4 protein-coding genes and 1 pseudogene are annotated in these 16,669 nt (G+C 72.3%); 2 read left to right on the top strand and 3 right to left on the bottom strand.

Going from position 1 to position 16,669, the window contains the following annotated elements:
- The 3 genes and pseudogenes from FK529_RS20385 to FK529_RS14465 all read right to left on the bottom strand — a co-directional run.
- Nucleotides 1–415 (bottom strand): annotated as a pseudogene (locus tag FK529_RS20385) (hypothetical protein); the annotation flags it as partial.
- The gene (locus tag FK529_RS14470) at nucleotides 412–4,848 is read right to left on the bottom strand and encodes a non-ribosomal peptide synthetase (protein WP_146562380.1); all 4,437 of its coding nucleotides are present in this window, start codon (nucleotides 4,846–4,848) and stop codon (nucleotides 412–414) included. The gene FK529_RS14470 and the pseudogene FK529_RS20385, both read right to left, overlap by 4 nt.
- Complete coding sequence (locus FK529_RS14465; RefSeq protein ID WP_146562378.1) at nucleotides 4,845–10,328, bottom strand: type I polyketide synthase; 5,484 nt, start codon at nucleotides 10,326–10,328, stop codon at nucleotides 4,845–4,847. Before FK529_RS14465 ends, FK529_RS14470 begins: the two co-directional genes overlap by 4 nt.
- A gap of 238 nt (nucleotides 10,329–10,566) precedes the next feature.
- Here FK529_RS14465 and ettA point away from each other — a divergent pair, with 238 nt between their 5' ends.
- Together ettA and FK529_RS14455 are read left to right on the top strand one after the other, a co-directional pair.
- On the top strand, nucleotides 10,567–12,240 hold the full coding sequence (ettA, locus tag FK529_RS14460; protein WP_146562376.1) for an energy-dependent translational throttle protein EttA: 1,674 nt from the start codon (nucleotides 10,567–10,569) through the stop codon (nucleotides 12,238–12,240).
- 186 nt (nucleotides 12,241–12,426) lie between these two features.
- The gene (locus FK529_RS14455; protein WP_146562374.1) at nucleotides 12,427–16,650 is read left to right on the top strand and encodes an NAD-glutamate dehydrogenase; all 4,224 of its coding nucleotides are present in this window, start codon (nucleotides 12,427–12,429) and stop codon (nucleotides 16,648–16,650) included.
- The last annotated feature ends 19 nt before the right edge of the window (nucleotides 16,651–16,669 follow it).

Below are 16,669 nucleotides of genomic sequence, written 5' to 3'. Positions count from 1 at the left end.
GTGGAAGCACGGGCGCGACCGGTCGTGACGGCGGCGACGGTGGGCGCTGGGGCGCCTGAGGGGTCGAGGTCCGGGCGGTCGGTGCAGACGGTGCCGAGGGGCGGGCCGAGGGCTGCGGGCCGGCCGGGGCCTGTGGGCCGGCCGCGACCTGCGGGGCCGCGGACGGGACCGGCCGTACCTGCTGCGGCGGGGCGGCGGGCGGTGCTACCCGCAACGCCGACGGCGTCGGGCGGGCCGCGGGGAGCGCCGGGCGCGACACGGGCAGCGGGCGCGAGGAGGGGACCGACGGGCGTGATGCCCGTGTGCGCACGGGGAGCGTGACCGGACTGCTGGGCGGCGCGGGAGTCCTGCGGCGGCGCTCGCGGAGCGTGCTGGTCGTCCGCTCCACGGGCCCGCGCGGGTTGGTGTCGGTCATGAGGCCGCACTCTCAGGGAGGTCGAGGGACGGCGGCGCCGGGAGGTAGCCGCACTCGATGAACCACTCGAAGTAGCGGCGGAGCAGCGCGCCGTCGATCGGTGGGCAGACGATGCCGCTGCCCGCGAGGCCCTCTCGCACGTTGGCGTCGTCGAAGGTCGCGTCGGGCATGTTGTCCAGCGGCGTCGCCGACAGGAACGGGGCGAGCGCGGCGGCGGTCTCATCGCCCTCGCGCTCGGCCAGGTCCGCTGCGCGCTCGCACCACTGTCCGAACGGCAGCTGCTCACCGGCGTAACCGAAGTCGGACATCCACCGCACCAGGTCCGGTATCGCCACGGTCTCGGGGGAGACGACGTGGAAGGTGCGTCCCGCGAGCTCGTCCTGCCCGGCAAGGCGGGCGATCGCGCCGACGACGTAGTCGACGGGCGTGATGTCGGTCGACATGTCCATCGTCGGGGCCGCCCCCAGGGCGACGCCGAGCCGGATCGTCTGCCACAGGAAGTCCGACCGCTGGCACGCGCCGGTCCGGCTGTGCCCCGCGACGCGGCCGGTGCGGTAGACGTACGTCGGGACGCCCCGCGAGCGCGCCTCGAAGACGAGTTGCTCGCCGACCCACTTGGACTGGGTGTAGCCGAAGGTGAACCGCGGGTCCTGGACCGGGTGGCGGTCGTCCTCGGCGAAGACGGTGTCCTGCGGGTAGGAGAACCGGGAGAAGACGTAGGTGGTCGAGACGAAGTGCACGGGCTTGACGGGCCCGTCACACGCGAGGGCGAGCACCTGCACCGTGCCGTCGACGTTGGCGGACTTCAGGGTCGGGTACGGCCGGAGGAAGTTCACGTCGGCGCCGCAGTGGACGATGCCGTCTGCGGTGGCGGCCAGATCCGCCCAGGCGGCGTCGGTGAGGCCCAGCCGCGGACGCGTCAGATCGCCGGGCACGGCGACGATCCGGGCGGCGAGGGCATCGTCCCAGATCCCGTAGTCGCGCATCGTCGCGCGGATCCGGTCGAAGCCCTCAGCGGGCGACCCTGCGCGGACCAGGCAGTGCATGGTCGCCGACGACGTGGTCAGCAGCTCTGCGAGGAGGAAGGCGCCGACGAACCCCGTCGCGCCCGTGACGAACAGGTGCCGCGGGTCGGTCGCGCTGCGGACGGGCGCACCCGGCGCGGGCCGGATGTGGTCGGGGAGGACGACCTCGTCGGCGAGGACCAACGGGTTCTCGAAGCCGGCGCCGCCCTGCTCGAGGATCGCCGCGAGCCGTTCGATGGTGAGCTCGCCCGCGAACAGCGCCGGCAGCGGCACCACGCGGCCGAGCTTCTCCCGGACCCGGAACACCAGCTTCGTCGCGAGCAGCGAGTGCCCGCCGAGGAGGAAGAAGTCGTCGCGGACGCCGGGCGCCGTCTGCAAGGCCAGTAGGTCGGTCCAGATCGCGGCGAGGTCGCGCTCCAGGTCGGTGCGGGCGGCGATGTGCTCGGCGCCGCCCGCGGTGGCCAGGGCCACCGGCGCACCGCCGCGGGCGCCGAGGGCTTTGCGGTCGATCTTGCGGTTCGGCGTGAGCGGGAAGGCGTCGACGACCGCGAAGGCGCTGGGGACCATGTACGGCGGCAGGGTCTCCCGCAGGCTCGCGAGCAGGGCGCCCGTATCGCCGAGCTCCTCGGCCGCGCACTCGAGGTAGGCCGTGACCGCGGTCCCCTCGGCATTGACCGCGGCGATCGCGCGGACGCCGGGCAGTGCGGTCTCGAGGGCGCTCTCGATCTCGCCCAGCTCGACGCGGAAGCCGCGCACCTTCACCTGGGTGTCCATCCGGCCACCGAATTCGATCCGACCGTCGCGGAACCGGCGCACCAGATCCCCGGTGCGGTACGCCCGCACCGGCGTCGGGCCGGCCAGGTCCACGAATCGTTCGGCGGTGAGCTCGGGGCGTTCGTGGTACCCCAGGGTCACGCCGTCACCGATGATGCAGAGCTCACCGAAGACGCCGTCGGGGACGGGCACGGCGTGGGCGTCGGCGACCACGATTCCGGTGCCCCGGATCGGGTGCCCGATCGGGATCGCGCCCGCGGCGACGTCGGCGGCGGTGACCCGGTGCACCGTCGACCAGATCGTGGTCTCGGTGGGGCCGTACATGTTCCACACCTCGTCGGCGCCGGCGAGGAGCCGGCCCGCGAGCACCGCGGGCATCGCCTCGCCGCCGCACAGCGCGCGCAGCCCGCGCGTGCCGGACCAGCCCGCGTCGAGCAGCAGGTGCCACGTGGTGGGGGTGGCCTGCATGACGGTCACCGCGTGCTCGGCGAGCAGCGCCGCGAGCCGGTCGCCGTCGCGGGCGTCGTCACCGTCGGCGATGACGACGCGAGCCCCGGCGGCGAGCGGGAGCAGCAGCTCGAGGATCGCGATGTCGAAGGACGGGCTCGTGACGGCCAGCAGGGTGTCCGACGGTGCCATCCCCGGCTCGGCGCGCATCGCCTCGAGGAAGGTGATGACGTTGCGGTGCGAGACCCGCACGCCCTTGGGACGTCCCGTGGAACCGGAGGTGTAGAGGAGGTACGCCGTGCGGGTCGCGGGGTCGTCGCCCGACGGTGCCGGGGCGGGCCCGGCCGGCGCGTCGGCGACGTCGATCCACGGCAGGTCGAGTCGCGGCACCTCGGCGAGATGCTCGGCGGTGGTGACGAGGGCCGGGATGCCCGCGTCGGCGCAGATGAACTCGAGACGCTCCGCCGGGTACGCGGGGTCGAGCGGCACGAAGGAGTAGCCGGCCCGCAGCGTTGCCAGCATCGCGACGATGACGTCCGCCGACCGCGGCAGGAGCAGCCCGACCGGCGTCTGCGGCGGCGCGTCGACGCGCTCGGCGATCCGCGCGGCGAGGCGGCCGACCCGGGCGTCCAACTCGCCGTAAGTGATCCGCTCCGTTCCGGTGACGATCGCGGTGCGTTCGGCGGAACCGGCCGCCGCGGCGAGGGCGTACGCCTCCAGCGACGTGGTCGGCGGCTGCGCGACCGGGGGTTCGATCGCGAGCGGGGCGGTGGAGAGCGGGAGGGTCGCGATCTCCTGTGCGTCCCGCGCATCGGGTCCGGTCAGCGCGTCGAGCACCGCGACGAAGCCGTCGATGAGCGCGTCGGCCGTCGCCTGGTCGAACAGGTCGGCCGCGACGTCCAGGGTGCCCGTCATCGTGGTGGGGGTGGTGGTGATCCCCAGGAGCACCTCGAACTTGGCGCAGCCGTTGTCCAGGTCCCGCAATTGCATCTCGGGCGCGCTGCGATCCTCCTGCATGTTGAGGATGGCCTGGAAGAGCGGCGGGCGCGCCGGATCGCGACCGACGTCGAGCGCCGACAACACTCGGTCGAAGCGCGCGTCCTGGTGCCGGAAGCCCTCGCGGACCTCGGCGTTCACGCGCGCGAGCAGGCCCTTGACGGTCTCGCCCTCGCCGAAGGTCACCGGGAGGGCGAGTGTGTTGAGGAACGGGCCGATGACCTGCTCGGTGCCCGGTACGGAGCGCTGCGCGACGGGAACGCCGATCACGACGCCGTCCTGCGCCGACCACCGGGACAGAACCGTCGCGTACGCGCTGAGCACCGTGACGAACGGGGTCACGCCGTGCTCGGCGCTGAACGTGCGGACCGCCGCCGCCCGCTCCGCGCTGAGGGCGAACTCAGTGCGGCGGCCCCGGTAGCTCTGCCGCGACGGCCGCGGGTGGTCCGTCGGCAGGGTCAGCGCGGAGGGTGCGCCGTCCAGCCGTTCGGTCCAGTAGGCGATGTCGGTGGCGTCGGCGTCCGCCTCCGTTCGCTCGCGTTCCCACAGCGCCACGTCGGCGTACTGGAACGGGACGTCCGGGAGTCGCTGCAGCCGGCCGACCAGCCGGCCGGTCGCGAGGCGCCCGAGCTCGGCGAAGAGAATGCCGGTCGAGTAGCCGTCGGCGACCATGTGGTGCAGCGTGATCTGCACCCACGTGCCGCCGGAGGTGCTGCGCGCGAGCGTCGCCCGCAGCAGGGGATCCCGCGCGATGTCGAACGGCGTGCGCGCTTCCTCGCGGAACCGGTCCCACATCGTTGCCTCGTCTACCCCGTCGAGGAACGCGACCTCCGGCCGTTCGGCGGGGGCGATCCGCGCGACCGGCTCGCCGTCCTCGATGCCGAACCGGGTGCGCAGCACCGAGTGCCGCTCGATCACCTCGGCGAGGCAGTCGGTGAAGACCTCGCGGGGAACGTCGACCGGCAGCCGCGCGACGCCGGACATGACGTGCATGCTCGTGCCGGGATGGAACTGCTCCAGGAACCACATGTTCTCCTGGGTGGCGGAGAGTCTGATGGCCTCGCCCTCGCGCACTCGCGGCGTGATCGGCTGTGTAGCGGGGCCGGCCGACGGGCCCTTGCCCAGGCGTGCCAGCAGGGCCCGGCGCTGGGCGGGACTGAGGGCCGCGAGGCGGTCTTCGATCTCGGTCATCGGGGGCCTCCGCTGTTCGGTTCGGTGGTCTCGGACTGGGCGAGCAGGGTGGCGACGGCGTCGTCGTCCAGGTCCGCGAGCAACGCGGCGAGGTCCTCGACCTCGGCGTCGGGTTCGCCGTCGCCCGACGGGATGTCGAGCGTGGCGAGGAGTTCGGCGGCGATGGTCGCCACGGAGGCGCCGTCGAGGAGGAAGGCGATCGACGGCGCGGCGCCGAACTGCTGCTCCACCCGGATCCGCAGTTCGGTGGCGAGCATCGAATCCACGCCGAGGCGGCCGAGCGGCTCGTCGTCGGGGATGTGCTCCTCGGGCATCCGCAGCACACGGGAGACGGTGAGCCGCACCCCGTCGGTGGCGATGGGCGCCCGATCCGCCGGCGCGGCGGCGCCGAGTCGTTCGAGGATCGACTCGCCGTCGTCGTCCCCGTCGTCCTCCCCGCGGCCCAGGTGGGCCACGAGGACCGGGGTGAGCGCGTAGTTCTCGATCACCGTGGGCCAGTGCGCGGAGACCACGCCCTGTTGCACCTCGCTCGATCCCAGGAGCTCGGCGAGGAGCGACATGCCGGTCTCCGGGTCGATGAGGTCGATCCCGCGCTGCCCGTAGAGCTCGCGCAGTCCCAGGCTGGCGATCATGCCTGCGTCCCACGGGCCCCAGTTGATCGACAGGGCCGGCAGGCCCTGCGCCCGGCGGTAGTGGGCGAGCGCGTCGAGGAAGGCGTTCCCGGCGGCGTAGTTGCCCTGTCCGGGCGAGGGGATCACGGCGGAGATCGAGGAGAACAGGGTGAAGAAGTCCAGGGGCTCGCCGGCGGTCGCCTGGTGCAGGGCCCAGCCGCCGAGCACCTTGGGCCGGACCACCCGCTCGACCTGCTCCTGCGTCATCCGGACCAGGATCTGGTCGTCGACGGCGCCGGCCGAGTGGATCACGCCGCGCAGGGCGGGGACGCCGGCTGCGTGCAGCCGCGCGAGGGTCTCGGTGAGCGCGCGGGCGTCCGTCACGTCCACGGCCACGACCTGCACCGACGCGCCCGACGCCTCCGCGGCCCGCACCGCGGCGACGGCGTCGCGCTGCGCGTCGTCGGTGAGGGCGTCCCACTCCGCCCGCGGCGGGAGGCCCGACCGGCTGGTCACGATCAGGTGGCCGGCGCCGCGTTCGGCGAGCGCGACCAGCACGAGCCGGCCGAGCGCGCCGAGACCGCCGGTGACGAGATAGGCACCGTCGGGACGCATCCGGGCGGGGATCCGACCCCCGGACCGGGCCGACGGATACAGGCGCGCGACGAGGCGCGTGCCGTCGCGGAAGGCCACCTGGTCCTCGTCGGTGTTCGTCACAGTGAGCTCGTCGAGCAGCATCGCGGCGCTGCCGTCCCGGTCCCTCGGATCGAGGTCTACGAGGCGGGTCTGCAGCCGGCTCAGCTCATGGTGCAGGACCCGGCCGATGCCGGGCAGCGAGGACTGCAGGAGGCCCGTCTCCGAGATGCCCGTGACGGGCTGTGCCCCGTCCGTGACGAGGAAGGTGGGTGCCGCGAGGCCGCGCTGGTCCAGCTCGGCCGCGAGGTGCACCACCGAGAGAACGGCGTCGTGCGCGGCCCAGCGCAGGGGGTCCGGCGCGTCGGGGGAGGCGTCGAGCGACCACAGGTGGACGATGCCTCGGAGCCCCGCATCCGGAATGATCCGGTCGAGCGCGGCGGCCAAGGCGGCCCGGTCGTCGGGCGCGACGGCGTCGGAACCCGCGCCCGCGCTCAGGAGTACCGGGGTGCCGCCGGCGGCGGAGAGCCGCCCCGCCAGGCGTTCCGCGAGACCCGTGCGGTCCGCGAGGAGCAGCCAGGTGCCCTCGGCGGAGGCACGCTCGGCGTCGGTGACGGGCTGCGGCTCCCACGCCTGCTCGTACACCCAGTCGGTGCCCACCCGCTGCGGGGCGGTGGCGCCGTCGTCGAGAATCCGGACCGTGAAGCCCTCCACCTCGGCGAAGACGCGCCCGTCCTCGCCGGCGAGCACCACGTCGCCGCGGATCTCGGTCGGATCGGGCGAGGTCCCGGCCGTGGCCCGCGCGACGACGGGGCCCTCGGGCCGCCCGTGGATCACCACGCGGTCGACGCCGACGGGGATCAGCTTGGCGTCCTCGGCGCGCTCGAAGTCCAGCGGCAACAGCAGCTGGAAGGCGGCGTCGAGCACGCTCGGCTCCAAGATCGGGGCGCGCTCCGCGACGGGCTCCGGCGAGACCGCGCGGATCCGAGCGGTCGCGCGACCGTCGCCGACGGTCACGTCGTGCAGGAGGCTGTACGCGGGCCCGTAGGCGAAGCCCGCGTCCCGGAAACCCTCGTAGAGCGTGTCTTCGGCGACCGCCGCGCCCGCGATGGGCGCCAGCTCGATGCGAGGCGCCACGGACGGCGCGGGCCGCAGGACGGCGGTCGCGTGTCGCGCCCAGCGTCCGGCGCCCGGCACCTTGCCGTGGATCGCGATCCGGCCCGTAGCGGCGTCGAGGCTGGTGTCGAGGAGGTAGGTCCCTCCGCCGCCGTGCACGAGAGCGGTTTCGAACGCGACGTCGAGCAGCGTGCAGGCCGCGGCCCCGTACTCGTCCCGCGCGACCTCCGCGGCGATCTCGAGATAGCCGGCGCCCGGGAACAGCGTCGCGCCGTGCACCACGTGATCCGCGAGCGACCGCGGCGCCGTGCCGTCCAGCAGCCGCCGCCACGCGGGCAGGGCACCGTCGGACCGGTCGCCCAGATAGGGCTCGACGGTCTCGGCGAGGCGCTCCCGCCGGCCGGCGCCGCTCTCGGACCAGTACTGGCCGGTCTGCCACGGGTAGGCAGGCAGGGGCCGCATCGGCGCGCGGAGCGCGAGCGGGGAGAAGTCGACGTCGACGCCGCGCACCCACAGGTCGGCGAGCGCCGCGGCGAACGACACGGCGTCCTCGCCGTCCCGGTGCAGCGACGCGGTCGTCGTCACCGAGTCCCCGCGCGCGGCGGCGGCCTCCGCGATGGCCCGGCCCAGCACCGCGGTGGGGCCGATCTCGAGGAAGGTCGTCGCGCCGTCGGACAGCAGCGCGTCCGTGGCGTCGCCGAACAGCACGGGGCGGCGGATGTTGCGCCACCAGTACTCGGCATCGTGCGGCTGGGAGCCGTCCGCCGGGACGCGGGCGCCGGTCACCGTCGAGTAGAGCGGGATCGACGGTGCGCCGGGGGCGAGGTCGGCGAGCGCCGAGCGGACCTCGGCTTCGAGCGGATCCATCGCGCGGCTGTGGTAGGGGACATCGCCCGGGACGAGCCGCGCGAAAACGCCGTCGGCGGCGAGCCGCTCCGCGATCGACTCGAGGACGAGGGTCGATCCCACGAGCGCGACCGAGTCGGGGCTGTTGATCGCGGCCAGTTCGACCTCGCCGCGCACGACCTCGGGCAGCTCGGCGGCGGCGGTCGCGCCGAGTGCGACGGCGAGCAGGCGGCCGCCTCCACTCGCTGTGTGCTGGATGCGGGCGCGGTGCACGATCACGGTGATCGCGTCCTCGAACTCCAGGGCGCCGGCTTCGAGGGCCGCGGCGACCTCCCCGGCACTGTGCCCGACGATGAGGTCCGGTCGGACGCCGAAGGACTCCCACAGCCGGGTCAAGGCGTATTGCACGCCGAAGTTCGCGATCTGCGCCACCACGGACTCGGACATGCGGGAATCCGCCTCCGCGGCAAGGAGTTCGGAGGAGAGAGACCAGCCCACGAGCGCCGCGATCGCCTCGTCGCAGCGGTCGATCGCCGCGCGGAAGACGGCGTTGTGCTGCAGGAGGCCGCGGGCCATGGCCCACCACTGCGGTCCCATCCCGGTGTAGACGAAGGCGAGCGGGCGGGCGTCGGCGAGCGCCGAGCCGGACCGCAGGCACTGGTGCGGGGCGCCGTCGGCGGCGGCCCGCAGCGCCTCCGCGGCGTCGGCGTCGGCCGCGGCGATCACGGCGAGTCGTGCCGGACGGTGCGCGCTGCGCCGGTGTGCAAGCGCGCCGGCCAGGGCGGCGGCGCCGTCCGACTCCGCGAGTCCGGCGTAGGCGCCCGCGAGTTCGGCCAGCGCCGCTTCGCTGCGCGCCGCGAGCGGAAGCACGGACGCGATCCCGTCGCGCACGGCGGCTGCGGGCGGAGCGGGCGCGGCGGGCACGTCGACGGGGGCGGACTCGAGAATCGCGTGCGCGTTGGTGCCGCCGAAGCCGAACGAGTTGACGCCCGCGCGGAGCGGGCCGTCGGAGCGGAGCGCGGTGGGCTCAGTGGCGATCCGGATCCGCAAATCATCGAGGTCGATGGCCGGGTTGAGCGTCTCCAGGTGCAGGTGCCGCGGCACCCGGCGGTGGCCGAGCGCAAGTGCGGACTTGATGAAGCCGACGACGCCCGCCGCGGCCTCGAGATGGCCGAGGTTCGTCTTGACCGAACCGATGACCAGCGGGCGATCCGCTGGACGGCCGGCGCGATAGGCCTCACCGATGGCGTTGGCCTCGATCGGATCACCGACGGGGGTGCCGGTGCCGTGTGCCTCCACGTAGTCGACGGTGCCGGCAGCGATGCCGGCGCTCGCGAGCGCGGCCTCGATGGCCAGTTTCTGGCTGTCGCCGTTCGGGACCGTGATGCCGTTGGTACGGCCGTCCTGGCTGACAGCCGTACCGAGCACCGTCGCGTAGATCCGGTCGCCGTCGGCGCGGGCCTGCGCGAGGGGTTTGAGCACGACGAGCGCCGCTCCTTCGCCGCGCACGTAGCCGTTGGCGGCCGCGTCGAAGGCGCGCGAGGTGCTGGTCGGGGACAGGAAGCCGCCGGTCGACGCGGCGACGGTGAAGTTCGGGCTGAGCATAAGGTTGACGCCGCCGGCGATCGCCAGGTCACTCTCGCCGTTCCAGAGCGCCTGGCAGGCCAGATGGATCGCCACCAGCGATGACGAGCAGGCCGTGTCGACGGACATGCTGGGTCCGAGCAGGTCGAAGGCGTGCGAGATGCGGTTGGAGAGCATCGTCATGACCACCCCGGTCGCGGTGTGCGCGGCGACGGTGGGTGGCTCCGCGGCGGAGGTGGCGAACTGCATTTGGCTGTAGTCGAGCGTGAAACCCCCGGTGAAGACCGCGGTCCGCGTGTGCTCGATGGCCTCGGCGCGCAGCCCGGCGTCCTCGAAGGACTCCCACGCCACCTCGAGCAGCAGGCGCTGCTGCGGGTCCATCGCGTTCGCCTCGACGGGAGAGATTCCGAAGAACGCCGGATCGAACTCGTCGACCGGATCGGTGAGGAATCCGCCGCGGCGCACACGACTCTTGCCGGCCGCCCGCTCGGGTTCGTAGTACCGGTCCGTGCTCCAGCGGTCGGCGGGGATGTCGACGATGGCGTCGCGCCCGTCTTCGAGCAACTGCCAGAAGTCGTCGGCCGAGCGCACTCCGCCGGGCAGTCTGCATCCGATCCCGACGACGGCGATGGGCTCGCGGTGCTCTGCTCCTCGCCCGCGGTCCTGTATGTGACCATCCTTCACGGCCATTCCCCCTGTCCCATGGCGGATACGATATGACGGTCGCTCCCCGACACCCGCTTACGCACCCTTTCATTCGATTCTAAAGGCCCGCTTGTTACGCGCCAGTCGTTCTGTTGGCGAACGAGTGGAACCGCGGGGGTCGCGGACCCGGCCCGTCTCCGGCGGCGGACGCCGGTCGGTAGGCTGGAGTCGTTTGCCCCCGGTACACCGGTGGGTCGTCTTCGCGGGAGAGCAGGCAGGGACTGTGGCTGAGTTCATATACACGATGAAGAAGGTGCGCAAGGCGCACGGCGACAAGGTCATTCTCGATGATGTGACGATGTCGTTCTACCCGGGCGCGAAGATCGGCGTGGTCGGTCCCAACGGCGCGGGCAAGTCGTCGATCCTCAAGATCATGGCCGGTCTGGATCAGCCGTCGAACGGCGAGGCGTTCCTGGACCCGGAGGCCACCGTCGGCATCTTGATGCAGGAGCCGAAGCTCGACGAGTCCAAGACCGTCAAGGAGAATGTCGAGGACGGCCTCGGCGAGACCATGGTCAACCTGCGTCGCTACAACGAGGTCGCGGAGCTCATGGCCACCGACTACAGCGACGAGCTCATGGAGGAGATGGGCAAGCTGCAGGAGCAGCTGGACGCCGTCGACGCCTGGGACGTCGACTCGCAGATCGAGCAGGCGATGGACGCCCTGCGCTGCCCGCCGGGCGACTCCTCGGTGGAGAACCTCTCCGGTGGTGAGAAGCGCCGCGTGGCGCTGTGCAAGCTGCTGCTGAGCAAGCCCGACCTCCTGCTCCTCGACGAGCCCACCAACCACCTCGATGCCGAGTCGGTGCTGTGGCTCGAGCAGCATCTCGCGAGCTACCCGGGCGCCGTGCTGGCCGTGACCCACGACCGGTACTTCCTGGATCACGTCGCGCAGTGGATCTGCGAGGTCGAGCGCGGCAAGCTGCACGGCTACGAGGGCAACTACTCGACCTACCTGGAGAAGAAGGCCGAGCGTCTCGAGGTCCAGGGCAAGAAGGACCAGAAGCTGCAGAAGCGCCTCAAGGAGGAGCTCGCGTGGGTCCGCTCGGGCGCGAAGGCCCGGCAGACCAAGAACAAGGCGCGCCTGGAGCGCTACGACGAGATGGCGGCCGAAGCCGAGAAGCACCGCAAGCTCGACTTCGAGGAGATCCAGATCCCCACGCCGCCCCGCCTGGGCAACGTCGTGGTCGAGGTCGCGAACCTCGACAAGGGTTTCGACGGCCGGGTCCTGATCAAGGACCTGTCCTTCACCCTGCCGCGCAACGGCATCGTCGGCGTGATCGGCCCCAACGGCGTCGGCAAGACCACCCTGTTCAAGACCATCGTCGGACTGGAGAGCCCGGACTCGGGCGAGGTCAAGGTGGGCGAGACGGTCAAGCTCAGCTACGTCGATCAGAACCGCGCCAACATCGACCCCAAGAAGTCCGTCTTCCAGGTGGTCTCGGACGGGCTCGACTACATCACGGTCGGCCAGAACGAGATGCCGGCCCGCGCCTACGTCAGCGCGTTCGGTTTCAAGGGGCCGGACCAGCAGAAGCCCGCGGAGGTGCTCTCCGGCGGTGAGCGCAACCGGCTCAACCTGGCGCTGACGCTCAAGGAGGGCGGCAACCTGATCCTCCTCGACGAGCCGACCAACGACCTGGACGTGGAGACGCTCTCCAGCCTGGAGAACGCGCTCGAGCAGTTCCCCGGCTGCGCCGTGGTGATCTCCCACGATCGCTGGTTCCTCGACCGGACCTGCACGCACATCCTGGCGTGGGAGGGCAACGTCTCCGAGGGGCAGTGGTTCTGGTTCGAGGGCAACTTCGAGGCCTACGAGGCGAACAAGATCGAGCGCCTCGGCGCCGAGGCGGCCCGCCCGCACGCGGTGACGCACCGCAAGCTCACGCGCGACTGAGGAAGACCGCGAACGACGCCGTCCCCGTGCCGGGGGCGGCGTCGTTCATTACTCGCCCGTAACCCCCGGTCCGGTCGTAGTCTGGTGCGCGGAGCCAACAGGCTCCGTCACATCATGGCAACGGCGCCGCGTGCTGACCCGGTATTTGGCGTGCCGTTGCCACGACCTCATAGGGGGAGTACGCCCGTGGCGCAGTCCGCGATCGATCCGTCCGTCTTCACTCGCGTCGCGTCCACCGTGGCCGCGCAGCCGCCCGGAAGGTCACCGTCGGACTTCGTGACCTGGCTGTCGGAGGACAACGCCCGCATCCTCGGATCCCGGGTCGACGGTGCCGGCACCGGCGTTCTCGCCGATCCCGACGCGAAGCTGATGGCAGTCATCGACGCGATGCCCACGCCCGAGCCCGGCGCCATCGCCGTGGTCGAGCTGGCACAGCCGGTCGGCGACGCGGCCGGCTCGCCCTTCCTCCTGGCGGCGGCGCCCGCGGACGGCGGCCCTGTGGAGCTGTTCGCGATGGCGCTCACCGTGCTCGGGCTGCACCACAACGTCTTCGGCATCCCCATGGTGGGCGCGAAGATCGAGCGCGTGCTCGCCCGCATCGGCGTAGACCAGTCGGACCCGGCCAACCAGCGCCTCATGGAGTACATCCAGACCTATCCCCGCCTGCGGCTCGTCGTCGCCGACGAGGACGAGCTCGCCCGGGTCTTCGGCGCCTTGCGCGATCTGGGCGACGACGACCTCGCGCTGTTCCTGCGCACCGACAAGCTGGCCCGGTTCGCCCGCGCCCTCGTCTACCTTCCCCGCGATCGGTACACCTCGCGGGCGCGGGGCGTGCTCATCGACGTGCTCGAGAACGAGACCGGCATGCACGTCGACCGGTTCACCGCTCGCGTCACCGAGTCGGCGATCGCGCGGATCCAGTTCGTGCTCCTGCCCCGTGGCGACGACACCGTGCCCGTCTTCCACGCGGCCGACGAGGCCCGCATCCGAGCACGGCTCGGCGATGTGAGCCGCACCTGGGACGAGGACGTGCTCTCGGCCGCCGCCGCGGCGGGCGCCGACACCGCGACCGTGTCCGCGTACCTTCCGGGCATCTCGCCCAACTACAAGGAGGACCAGAGCCCCGAGGTCGCGCTCCTCGACATCAAACGGATCGCCGCGCTGCCCGCGCAGGGCAGCGACCTCGTGTTCTACGACCCGCGCAGCGACCGCGGTGCCAACCTCGGGTTCACGATGTACACGACGGGCGGGCAGGTCACGCTCTCCCAGGTGCTGCCGGTCCTGCAGTCCCTCGGCGTCGACGTGCTCGACGAGCGGCCCTACACCGTCCGCCGGCCCGACGGCGCGCTGTGCTCGGTGTACGACTTCGGGCTGCGGATCTCGCCGGTGCTGCGCGCGACCGCCGCCGAGGGCGTCGCCGAGGCGGACCTCCCCGCCCAGCTGGCGCGGCTGCGGGAGCTCGCGAGCCAGGGCGCCGCCGCCGTCTGGCGCGGCGAGGCCGAGGTCGACCGGTTCAACGAGCTGATCTTCGCGTTCGGGCTGGACTGGCGCACCGTCGCGCTGCTGCGCGCCATCGGCCAGTACCTGAAGCAGTGCGGCTTCCCGTACAGCCCGGGCCACATGGCGCAGGTGCTGCTCGAGCACCGTGACGCGGTTCTCGCGCTGGGCCGGCTGTGGACCGCGACCTTCGACCCGATCGCGGCGGACTCGGACGCCGCGGACGCCGCGGAGGCCGACCTCAAGGCCGCCTTCGCGGCCGTGACCAGCCTGGACGCCGACCGGATCCTCCGCGCCTACCTGCACGTCGTGCAGGCGGCCGTGCGCACCAACTTCTACGCCGACAAGCCGGTGATCTCGATCAAACTGGAGCCCGGCCGCATCGCCGAGGCGCCCAAGCCGCGCCCGCGGTTCGAGATCTTCGTGTACTCGCCCCGGGTGGAGGGTGTGCACCTGCGGTTCGGGATGGTCGCCCGCGGCGGGTTGCGCTGGTCCGACCGCCGGGAGGACTTCCGCACCGAGATCCTCGGGCTCGTCAAGGCCCAGGCGGTCAAGAACGCCGTCATCGTGCCCGTCGGCGCCAAGGGCGGCTTCGTCGTGAAGCAGCCGCCCGCGGTCACGGGAGACGCCGCCGCGGACCGCGACGCGCAGCGCGCCGAGGGGGTCGCCTGCTACCGCATGTTCATCTCCGGCCTGCTCGACGTGACCGACAACCTCGGTCCGGACGGGGACGTGCTCCCGCCCGAGCGCGTGGTGCGCCGGGACTCCGACGACACGTACCTCGTGGTCGCCGCGGACAAGGGCACCGCCTCCTTCTCCGACATCGCCAACGACGTCGCGGCCGGCTACGGCTTCTGGCTCGGCGACGCCTTCGCCTCCGGCGGCTCCGAGGGCTATGACCACAAGGGCATGGGCATCACCGCCCGGGGAGCCTGGGAATCGGTCAAGATGCACTTCCGCGAGATGGGCGTCGATACGCAGTCCGAGGACTTCACGACGGTCGGCGTGGGCGACATGAGCGGCGACGTCTTCGGCAACGGCATGCTGCTCTCCGAGCACATCCGGTTGGTCGCGGCGTTCGACCACCGCGACATCTTCCTCGACCCCGACCCCGACGCGGCCGTCGGTTTCGCCGAGCGCAAGCGACTGTTCGACCTGCCGCGGTCGTCGTGGAAGGACTACGACACGTCGAAGATCAGCGAGGGCGGCGGCGTCTTCAGCCGCGACCAGAAGTCGGTGCCGATCAGCCCGCAGGTGCGCGCGGCGCTCGGCCTCGCCGACGACGTGACCGAGCTGACCCCGCCGGAGCTCATGCGCGCGGTGCTGCTCGCCCCCGTCGACCTGCTGTGGAACGGTGGTATCGGCACGTACATCAAGGCGTCCACCGAGACCAACCTCGACGTGGGCGACCGTGCCAACGACGCGATCCGCGTCGACGGGCAGCAGGTGCGCGCCAAGGTGGTCGGCGAGGGCGGCAACCTGGGCGTCACCCCGCTGGGCCGCATCGAGTTCGACCGCGCCGGCGGCCGCATCAACACCGACGCGATGGACAACTCGGCCGGCGTGGACTGCTCCGACCACGAGGTCAACATCAAGATCCTGCTCGACCGGCAGATCGCCGCGGGAGCGATCCCCGCGGCTGAGCGTCACGACCTGCTGGTCTCGATGACGGACGACGTCTCGCGTCTCGTGCTCGCCGACAACGTCTCGCAGAACACGGCGCTGTCGGTCGAGCGCTCGCTCGCCCCGAAGATGATCGACGTGCACGCGCGGATCCTCGCGGACCTGTCGCGCAACCGCGGCGTCGACCTGAGGCTGGAGGCGCTGCCGACCCGCAAGGAGACCGACAAGCTGCAGGCCGCGGGGCTGGGACTCAGCTCGCCGGAGCTGTCCAACCTCATGGCGCACGTCAAGCTCGCCGTCAAGGACGACGTCCTCTCGGGCGACCTGCCCGACAACGACGTCCTCGTCGCTAGGCTGCCCGACTACTTCCCGGACCGGCTCCGCGAGCGTGCGGGCGACGCCGTCTTCGCGCACCCGCTGCGCCGCGAGATCGTAGCGACGCAGACCGTCAACGAGATGGTCGACAACGCGGGCGTCAGCTTCGTCTACCGCCTCGCGGAGGAGACCGGCTCCGGCGCCGCCGACGCCGTGCGTGCGTTCGTCGCTGTGAGCCGCGTCTTCGACCTGCCCCGGATCTGGGCGGAACTCAAGGAGGTGCCCGTCTCGGCGGGCGAGACCGCGGCGCTGCTCGCGGAGAGCCGCCGCGTGCTGGACCGCGGATCCCGGTGGATGCTCACCAACCGGCCGCAGCCGATCGCGATCGGCGCCGAGGTCAACCGCTATGCCGACCGGATCGGCGCGCTGTCGGCCGCCATGGGGTCCTGGGACATCCGCTACGACCGGCACGCCTGTGCCCTGTCCGCGCGTGCGATCGCCGCGGGCGTTCCGGAGGAGCTGGCGTACACCGTCGGCCGCGCGCTGTACCGGTTCAGCCTGCTCGACGTGGTGGACATCGCCGACATCGCCGAGCGCGAGGACGACGAGGTGGGGCAGCTGTACTTCGCCCTCATGGAGCGCCTGCGGGTCGACGAGATGCTCGCCGCCGTCGCCGAACTGCCGCGCGGCGACCGGTGGAGCGAGATGGCGCGGCTCGCGTTGCGCGACGATCTCTACGGCGCCCTGCGGGGGATCACGATCGAGGTGCTCAACTTCACCGACCCGGCCGAGCCGGCCAAGCAGAAGATCGGCGACTGGGCCTCGCACAACGCACGCCGCCTCGAGCGCGTCGGCGCGCTGCTCGGTGAGATCCTCGATCCCGCCGACGGGAGCAGTAGCCCCATCGCCAACGACGAGTCGCGGCTCTCGGTGGCCACCCGGGCGCTGCGGTCACTGCTGCGGCACGTGGGGTAGCGCCGGGACGGTCCGCTAG

It is taken from the genome of Tsukamurella asaccharolytica, from assembly GCF_007858435.1.
Taxonomy (GTDB): Bacteria; Actinomycetota; Actinomycetes; order Mycobacteriales; family Mycobacteriaceae; genus Tsukamurella; species Tsukamurella asaccharolytica.
Note: the sequence above shows the minus strand (reverse complement) of the source record. Positions and strands in the feature narration are given on the sequence as shown.

Excerpts from the sequence above, each read along its gene's own strand:
- FK529_RS14470 (WP_146562380.1), bottom strand. The coding sequence starts at position 4,848 with ATGACCGAGATCGAAGACCGCCTCGCGGCCCTCAGTCCCGCCCAGCGC.
- FK529_RS14465 (WP_146562378.1), bottom strand. The coding sequence starts at position 10,328 with ATGGCCGTGAAGGATGGTCACATACAGGACCGCGGGCGAGGAGCAGAG.